Below are 7,990 nucleotides of genomic sequence, written 5' to 3'. Positions count from 1 at the left end.
GAAAAAATTATTCAGTCAGTGGGAATTAATTCTGACAGACCAATCGTTCTAGTTCCTGTTGCCCTAGATATATCTGACGTTGATGAGGCTTTACGCGCGTATTGGCAATTTAAGGTTTATGGTGAGGACAATATCGCCATATTGGATGGCGGTATGGCTGGCTGGCTTTCTGAAGGCCGTGATTTTTCTGTGGCCCAATCGGTTAAAGCTAATGGAACATGGGTTGGTAAGGCTGAGCGCAAGGAATTGATTGCCAACTCAGAGCAGGTGGCGTTGGCTTCAAAAACAGGTAAATCTACTTTGATCGACGTCCGTCAGCCTGTTCAGTACTTTGGTTTAAATAAACGTGATTATGTGGGTGCATATGGCCATATTGCCGGCGCAAAGGAATTAGCTCCTGAGTTGTTGGCAAAGCCTGCAAAAGGAGTATTGTATTTCTGGGATAAAAATACATACAACGCATTGCTAACTTCCAACGGAATTAATCCAAAGACGCCTGCGATTAGTTATTGCAATAGCGGTCATTTAGCGGCTGGTGGTTGGTTTGTTATGTCTGAATTAGTTGGCAATAAATCGACCAAGCTTTATGACGGATCTCTCTACCTATGGACTTTAGAAGGTCGTCCGTTGGTAGGCGTTCCACTCAATTAAGTAGTAATTAGACTTTTCTCTCACGGTGAATATAAAAAAGGATTTGATATGAAATGCAATGTTGGCGGTATTGACCGTATGTTACGTATTGTCATTGGTCTAGTCTTGATTGGTTTGGCTATTACGGGAACAACTGGTGCCTGGGCTTGGATTGGTATCGTTCCTTTGGTGACAGGAATTTTCAGATTTTGCCCAGCCTATCCATTATTAGGAATTAATACTGGTGGCAGCGATTCTGACGGCGGCAGTTGCTGCAAATAATTCCGTTTTAAATAACGCGCTTGTTAGATAAAAGTCTAGCAAGCGCTTTTTTTCCTTTAAAGAGTTGAGGCCTTAGTGATCAACAAAGCGCCGAGGATCATTGATGGGTCGCAAAGGCATGATGTGAATCTGATCTCCATCTAGCTCAAGATGCATTAGGCTTCCGACCTGCATTTTTAATCTTTTGACTTCGGCTGAAGAGGCCTCCCATTCGACTGTATTTTCACTGTCTTGAATCCTCAATTGAATGACTGCAATCTGTCCAAGACTGCTCATCTTTTCAACCAATACAGGGACGCTATTTTCGGTAGGTTTATTATGGACACTTAATCCACTTTGCGGAATAACCCAGGCAACACGAACTTTAGGAGGTATCTTGCCTTTATCGGTAACACTAAAAACCATTTTGCATCCATCCCAACTCAAGCTACCGGAGTCGAATACACCGTTAAACATATTGTTAATGCCAACCAATTCCGCAACCCTGGAATTTCTTGGTCTTTGAAACAGGACCTGCGGTGCGGCAGTTTGAAGGCTAATACCTTTGTCTATGACGGTAATCTGGTCCGCAAGCAAGTCCGCTTCGCGTAAATCGTGAGTTACTAATAGGATTGGGATGTTGAGATCTTTGCGGAGATCTGCCAGGGTTTTATACAAACCCTGACGGGTTGGCGCATCGATTGCTGAAAAGGGCTCATCTAGCAACAATACTTTTGGCTGGCGTGCTAGGGCTCTTGCGAGGGCAACCCGTTGTTGTTGTCCGCCAGAGAGCTGATGCGGCATTCGCACAGCTAAATTGGAAATGCCCATCCGATCCAATAAGTCCATGCTAATGGCATTACGTTTGCTTCCAGTAAGTCCAGAGTTTTGTAATGGAATCAATACGTTCCCCAAGGTATTTAAGTGTGGAAACAGCGCATATTGTTGAAATAAGAATCCGCATGAACGTGCTGCAGGCGCTAGATGCAGGGCTTTAGGGCGGGGGTCATCGCATTCAAACCAAACCTCCTCGTCGCACTCGATCTTTCCGGTGGCAGGCTTGTTTAGGCCGGCAATAGTTCTGAGCACTGTAGTTTTACCGCTTCCAGAGGGGCCAACTAGAGCATGTAATTCACCTGGCGCACATTCGAGATTAATCTGCAGTGGGTTGGGGAGAGTTTGGCTAATCTTGATTTTTAACATCAGCTTAGGCCTGTGCGACGATTTGGGTTTTGTCCAAATACCCCGTAAGACAGCGCAATACAAACCAGGGAGATGCCCAGAAGAACAAGGGCTATGGTGCCAGCACCATCGGCATCAAAGCCTTGGACCTTATCGTAAATTGCAATTGATGCTGTTTTTGTCTCATTCGGTATTGCGCCACCGACCATAAGGACTACCCCAAACTCCCCAAGTGTATGGGCAAAAGTCAGAGCAGCTGCACCGGTAATGCCTCGCCAAGACAGGGGAAGCTCTATCAAGCGAAAGATTTGCCAATTGCTTAGACCGCTCACTTGGGCGGCTTCACGAATTTCGGGGTTAATAGTCTCAAATGCCCTTTGGATGGGCTGAATTGCAAATGGAATATTGACAATTAATGAGGCGGCGAGAATTCCAGTGAATGAAAAAACTAGCGGCATCCCAAAAATGCTGGCGTTGCCAAATGAAACCAGAAAGTAATAGCCTAAGACTGTGGGCGGAAGCACTAGTGGAAGGGCCAAGGCAGCTTCAAGCCAGGGTCGACTTTTATTTAACTTAATTATTTTATGGGCAACCCACACCCCAAACGGCAGTATCAGAGCCATGGTCCAAAAAGCAAGCTTTAAGGACAGCAAAATTGCATCAATATCCATTTTTTGATTGTATTGTGTTTGGGGGCTAGGGTATCCCACTATATAAGTATTTGCATCTTCGGTGTCCAATATGCATACACACGTATATATAATTCAAGCCTGTGAATATCAAAGCTAAAGCCAATAAAACTACAAAGTCACTTTCTCCAGAACTAATGGAAAAAGTATTCTCCCGTGTTGCTGATTATTTCAATGTACTTTCCGAGCCGTCACGTCTACGGATCATGTATGCGGTCTGTAGCGGTGAAAAGTCTGTTTCCGAAGTTGTTGAGTTGTGCGGCACTAGTCAGGCAAATGTATCCCGTCATCTTTCGGCTCTTCATAAGGCAGGGATATTGCTGAGACGTAAAGAGGGGACGATTGTTTTTTATTCCATCGCAGATAACGCAACCGTCAAGATGTGTCAAACGGTGTGTGCAAAGATGGCTGAAAGTCTGCATTAATTTTTTAAGTATCTATTCATCAAAGTAGAGATCACATGACCAAAAAACAAATAGAAATTAGTGAGCAGGATATCGGTGCTATCGAAAAGCCAGCCAATCAAGCTCGCCTTGTTAAGGCGCCTGAACATTTTATTTCTCAAGAACTCATCGCCGACATTAATACAAATGGCTTAGATGAAAATCGTCGCGGATTCTTACGTAAGGGCTTTATGTCTGCACTGGGTGGTGTGGCAGCAGGTCTAACAGCTCCGCTAGCTATGGCAGCAGGTGAAGGCGATCCTGCGATTCTTGAAAAACAAGAATGGCAGACTACTTTGGGTAAGAATGTGGCGACCATGCCTTATGGCGTCCCATCTATCTATGAATCAAATCTAATTCGTCGCGAGTCTCCTGGTTTAACTCGTGTATCAGCTGCTTCAGTTGCCTTTACCCCACTTCAAGGTTTGTTTGGAACAATTACCCCCAATGGCTTGCATTTTGAGCGCCACCATCAAGGTTGGTACAACCTCAATCCTGAGACTCACCGTTTGATGGTGAATGGCTTAGTTAAAAACCCACGCGTTTTTACAATGAATGATTTGATGAGGTTGCCATCTGTTTCTCGTACACACTTCATTGAGTGCGGTGCAAACACTGGATTGGAGTGGGGTAACGTTGCCGTTCCTACGGTCCAATATACGCACGGTATGCTTTCTTGCTGCGAGTTCACTGGCGTTCCTTTAAAGGTATTACTTGAAGAATGTGGTGCTGACCTCAAAAAAGGAAAGTTCATGCTGGCTGAGGGCGGTGACGGCTCAGGCATGACGCGTACCATCAACTTGGAGAGCTGTCTCAACGACACCATCGTTGCTTGGGCAATGAATGGTGAGATGCTGCGCCCAGAAAACGGCTTCCCATTGCGCTTGGTAGTGCCCGGTGTTCAAGGCGTTAGTTGGGTCAAATGGTTGCGTCGTTTAGAGGTAGGCGATATGCCTTGGAATGCTAAAGATGAAGCGGTTCACTATATTGAACTGATGCCAGACGGAACGCACCGTCAATACGCATCAATCCAAGAGTGCAAATCGGTTATTACAACACCATCAGGCGGTCAACAATTGCTTGATAAGGGCTTCTATAACGTGAGTGGTATGGCGTGGTCTGGCCGTGGAAAAATCACCCGTGTTGATGTTTCATTTGATGGTGGCAATAACTGGCGCACTGCGCGCTTAGAGACTCCAGTCCTTACGAAATCAATTACCCGCTTCAACATTGATTGGGTTTGGGATGGGTCGCCTGCGATTCTTCAGTCCCGTGCGATGGATGACACTGGCTATATTCAACCTTCGATCAAGACTCTTCGTAATGTACGCGGTACTAGATCGATTTATCACAACAATGCAATTCAATCATGGAAATTGGATTCAAACGGCGAGGTGAGCAATGTTCAAGTTGGATAAATTTAGTATCAGCCTAGGATTGGCAGCGCTCATCGCAATTACTTCTCAACAAGCTTTAGCGCAATCTAGCTCAGCCAAATTTCCTGGTATTGGTAGAACGGCTACTCCTGCGGAAGTTGCCGCTTGGGATATCGATGTTCGCCCTGACTTTAAGGGTCTACCCAAGGGCTCTGGATCTGTAGAAAAAGGTCAAGTTATTTGGGAGGCTAAGTGTGCAAGTTGTCACGGCACCTTTGGTGAATCAAATGAAATCTTTACCCCTATCGCTGGTGGAACAACAAAAGATGATGTAAAGACAGGCCGCGTTGCCTCATTAAATGATATGAAGCAACCCCAAAGAACGACCTTAATGAAGGTGTCTACGGTATCTACATTGTGGGATTATATTTACCGTGCGATGCCATGGAATGCCCCAAGATCTTTAACGCCCGACGATACCTATGCAGTTGTTGCTTTTATCCTCAGTCTTGGCGAAATCGTTCCGGATGATTTTGTGCTGAGCGATAAAAATATTGCGGAAGTCAAAATGCCAAACCGAAATGGTATGACGACTAAACATGGCTTCTGGAATGTAAAAGACAAACCAGATGTCAACGGAAGTTCTTGCATGCATAACTGCGTTCCATTTGTGCAAATTGGTTCGACATTGCCTGATTTCGCTCGAAATGCGCATAACAATATTGCAGAGCAAAACCGCATGTATGGTCCATATCGCGGTGCGGATTCAACCAAGCCACCGCTGAAGGAATTGCCAGGCGCATCGGGTGCAGGCTTAGCACATGCTGCTGACACGCATTCAGCCGCTAAAAAAGGCCCAGCAGCTTTATTTCAAAGTGAAAATTGCTCTGCTTGCCATGCTCTAAATGCCAAGTTAGTTGGGCCATCAATCACCGATATTGCCAAGAAATATGACGGCCAAAGTGGGGCGCTTGAAAAGTTAATGGCCAAGGTGAAATCTGGTGGAGCAGGCGTTTGGGGCTCAATTCCAATGCCGCCACAAGCCCAACTTTCGGACGAGGACCGCAAGACTTTAGTAACCTGGGTGCTATCTGGTGGCAAATAAAAATAGCCAATTAGGTAGTAACCACAATGTTTTAATGCAAAATAAGCAATAAATTGATGGAAGTTAAGATTAATAAAGGAGTTTTTATGAATCAGCAGCGACGTAGTTTAATGAAGTATTCAGCAGTTTTTGGTCTGATGGCTTCTGCAGGCCTTATTAGCACTGCTCAAGCCCAAGAGTGGAACAAAGCCGCTTTTGAGGGCAAGGGTATCGATGATGTATTTAAGATCTTAGGTGCTGGTAGCCCAGATAAATCTTCTGCTGTTACTTTGAATGCTCCAGATATTGCTGAGAACGGTGCTGTTGTGCCTGTTGGCATTACATCTACCCTCAAGGCTGAGCAAATGGCCATTTTGGTAGAAAAGAATCCAAGCTCATTAGCAGCACAATTTTTTATTCCTGCTGGCACAGATTCATTTGTGACAACGCGTATCAAAATGGGTCAAACATCCAATGTATACGGCCTGGTAAAAGCTGATGGTAAGTGGTTAATGGCCGTTAAAGAAGTCAAAGTAACCCTTGGTGGTTGCGGCGGTTAATTCCGTAGCAAGCAGATAAACATAATTCACTTATATATAGAATAAAAGAGGAACAAAAATGGCTGATCCAATGCGCGTAAGAGCTGCTGAAAACGGCGGTACTGTAGATGTAAAAATTTTGATGAAGCATGATATGGAGTCTGGTCAGCGGAAAGACCCATCAGGTAAGGTTATCCCAGCTTGGTTTATCAGCACAATAAATGTGAAAGCTAATGGCAAAGATGTTTTCAATGGTCAATTTGGTCCAGCAGTATCCAAGGATCCATTCTTGAACTTTAAATACAAGGGCGCTAAGGGTGACAAGATTGTTGTAACTTGGAACGATAGCAAAGGCGACAAACGTACTGATGAAGCAACAGCTTCTTAATATCAATACGCATAATTAAAACTATAAAAGGGTTACCATGAAAACACGCATTTTATATGGCGTAATTATTGGGATTTTTACTGTACTTCAAGGTTGTTCTAGTCCAGCGAAAAATGAATCGTCAAGCACCTCTACTCCAACTGGCGGAGCTCCTACCGGCGAAATTGAGAAATATCGCGCAATGCTTGCCGATGGTAACCCTGCTGATTTGTATGAGGCAGCGGGTGAAGATATTTGGAAAAAGCCTATGGGCCCAAAGAATGTCTCTTTGGAGAAGTGTGATTTAGGTATGGGGCCTGGCGTTGTAAAGGGTGCTTATACTCAAATGCCTAAATACTTTAAAGATACAAACAAAGTTCAAGACTTAGAGTCCCGATTAGTGACTTGTATGGAAAAGTTACAAGGCTACAACGGTCAAGAGATTATCAAAGCGGGCTTTGAAAAAGGTAAGCGTAAAGATCTAGAGGCGGTGGTTGCCTATGTTGTTGCGGAATCTAAAGGTATGAAAATCAACACTGTAGCTAAGCATCCAAAAGAAAAAGAAATGTATGACCTCGGTAAGAAATCATTCTTCTACCAAGGTGGTCCAATGGACTTCTCTTGTGCATCTTGCCACGGTGAAAACGGTAAACGGATTCGCTTGCAGGACTTACCCAATCTCACAGAGCAAAAGGGTGCAGCCCTTGGTTGGGGTTACTGGCCAGCTTATCGCGTATCTAGCGGTAATTTCTGGACCATGCAGCGTCGTCTGAATGACTGTTATCGCCAGCAGCGTTTCCCAGAGCCAGTTTTTATCTCTGATGACACAATTGCGATTTCCCTCTACATGGCCATCAATGCCAAGGGTGGAACAATGAATGCACCTGGACTGAAGCGTTAATCGCTGGAGATAAACAACATGAAAAATAAATTATCCTTATTGGCACTCACGCTCGCTTTATCAATTGGTGTTGCACATGCTGCAACTCCTTTTGAAAAGATGATGTCCTCTAGTTTTGAAGCTAAGGGCATTGCTGGTCTTGATCGCTTAGATCAAGATGCGGCTCAAAAGTTTTGCTCTAACCCAGCCAACCTGAATGGCGGCGGCGATCCAAAGATGCGTGAAAAAATCCAGAATGAAAACATGGCAACCATCAAGCAGCCTTCTGATGGTAAATACATTGGCGACTGGAAAAGTGGAGAAAAAATTGCCCAGAGTGGCAAAGGAGCGACCTGGAAAGACAAACCCGGAAGTGTTAATGGTGGATCTTGCTATAACTGCCACCAGATCAATATCAAAGAGGTGTCCTATGGAAACATCGGCCCATCGCTTTGGAATTACGGAAAATTACGGGGTTACTCTAAAGAGGTGGTTCAGTACACATGGAACCGCATCAACAATGCTAAGGCATATAACGT

11 protein-coding genes are annotated in these 7,990 nt (G+C 44.7%); 9 read left to right on the top strand and 2 right to left on the bottom strand.

The window, feature by feature from the left end:
- Both B7Y67_RS08140 and B7Y67_RS08135 read left to right on the top strand, forming a co-directional pair.
- On the top strand, positions 1 to 651 hold a 651-nt coding region (locus B7Y67_RS08140), incomplete at its 5' end, for a sulfurtransferase (protein WP_293598204.1).
- A gap of 48 nt (positions 652 to 699) precedes the next feature.
- Positions 700 to 912: a DUF2892 domain-containing protein gene (locus B7Y67_RS08135; RefSeq protein WP_293598203.1), complete on the top strand. Its 213-nt coding sequence runs from the start codon at positions 700 to 702 to the stop codon at positions 910 to 912.
- A 72-nt stretch (positions 913 to 984) separates the two neighbouring features.
- Here the strand turns inward: B7Y67_RS08135 and B7Y67_RS08130 are convergent, their stop codons facing one another.
- Entirely contained in the window at positions 985 to 2,094 is a 1,110-nt protein-coding gene (locus B7Y67_RS08130) for an ABC transporter ATP-binding protein (RefSeq protein ID WP_293598202.1), read from the bottom strand.
- A complete protein-coding gene (modB, locus tag B7Y67_RS08125) occupies positions 2,094 to 2,744 on the bottom strand; it encodes a molybdate ABC transporter permease subunit (RefSeq protein WP_293598201.1) in 651 nt (216 codons plus the stop codon). The genes B7Y67_RS08130 and modB overlap by 1 nt, the downstream gene beginning before the upstream one ends.
- Before the next feature lie 101 nt (positions 2,745 to 2,845).
- Between modB and B7Y67_RS08120 the strand changes: the two genes are divergently transcribed.
- From B7Y67_RS08120 to B7Y67_RS08090, 7 genes are all read left to right on the top strand, one after another.
- Positions 2,846 to 3,187: a metalloregulator ArsR/SmtB family transcription factor gene (locus B7Y67_RS08120; protein ID WP_293598200.1), complete on the top strand. Its 342-nt coding sequence runs from the start codon at positions 2,846 to 2,848 to the stop codon at positions 3,185 to 3,187.
- A gap of 35 nt (positions 3,188 to 3,222) precedes the next feature.
- Positions 3,223 to 4,623: a sulfite dehydrogenase gene (gene soxC / locus B7Y67_RS08115; protein ID WP_293598199.1), complete on the top strand. Its 1,401-nt coding sequence runs from the start codon at positions 3,223 to 3,225 to the stop codon at positions 4,621 to 4,623.
- On the top strand, positions 4,607 to 5,686 hold the full coding sequence (locus B7Y67_RS08110) for a c-type cytochrome (protein WP_293598198.1): 1,080 nt from the start codon (positions 4,607 to 4,609) through the stop codon (positions 5,684 to 5,686). Before soxC ends, B7Y67_RS08110 begins: the two co-directional genes overlap by 17 nt.
- A gap of 86 nt (positions 5,687 to 5,772) precedes the next feature.
- Positions 5,773 to 6,225, top strand: coding sequence for a thiosulfate oxidation carrier protein SoxY (gene soxY / locus B7Y67_RS08105; protein ID WP_293598197.1), 453 nt, complete (start codon positions 5,773 to 5,775; stop codon positions 6,223 to 6,225).
- Positions 6,226 to 6,283: 58 nt separating this feature from the next.
- The gene (gene soxZ, locus B7Y67_RS08100) at positions 6,284 to 6,592 is read left to right on the top strand and encodes a thiosulfate oxidation carrier complex protein SoxZ (RefSeq protein WP_114653026.1); all 309 of its coding nucleotides are present in this window, start codon (positions 6,284 to 6,286) and stop codon (positions 6,590 to 6,592) included.
- Between the two features lie 181 nt (positions 6,593 to 6,773).
- Positions 6,774 to 7,472, top strand: a complete 699-nt coding sequence (soxA, locus tag B7Y67_RS08095; protein WP_293598205.1) for a sulfur oxidation c-type cytochrome SoxA — start codon at positions 6,774 to 6,776, stop codon at positions 7,470 to 7,472.
- 18 nt (positions 7,473 to 7,490) lie between these two features.
- Positions 7,491 to 7,990 (top strand): sulfur oxidation c-type cytochrome SoxX (locus tag B7Y67_RS08090; protein ID WP_293598196.1); only part of this gene is annotated, 500 nt, incomplete at its 3' end.

The sequence above is a fragment of the Polynucleobacter sp. 35-46-11 genome, assembly GCF_002281105.1.
Note: the sequence above shows the minus strand (reverse complement) of the source record. Positions and strands in the feature narration are given on the sequence as shown.

Coding starts and splice junctions, on each gene's coding strand:
- B7Y67_RS08135 (WP_293598203.1), top strand. CDS start 700: ATGAAATGCAATGTTGGCGGTATTGACCGTATGTTACGTATTGTCATT.
- B7Y67_RS08130 (WP_293598202.1), bottom strand. CDS start 2,094: ATGTTAAAAATCAAGATTAGCCAAACTCTCCCCAACCCACTGCAGATT.
- modB (WP_293598201.1), bottom strand. CDS start 2,744: ATGGATATTGATGCAATTTTGCTGTCCTTAAAGCTTGCTTTTTGGACC.
- soxC (WP_293598199.1), top strand. CDS start 3,223: ATGACCAAAAAACAAATAGAAATTAGTGAGCAGGATATCGGTGCTATC.
- B7Y67_RS08110 (WP_293598198.1), top strand. CDS start 4,607: ATGTTCAAGTTGGATAAATTTAGTATCAGCCTAGGATTGGCAGCGCTC.
- soxY (WP_293598197.1), top strand. CDS start 5,773: ATGAATCAGCAGCGACGTAGTTTAATGAAGTATTCAGCAGTTTTTGGT.
- soxZ (WP_114653026.1), top strand. CDS start 6,284: ATGGCTGATCCAATGCGCGTAAGAGCTGCTGAAAACGGCGGTACTGTA.
- soxA (WP_293598205.1), top strand. CDS start 6,774: ATGCTTGCCGATGGTAACCCTGCTGATTTGTATGAGGCAGCGGGTGAA.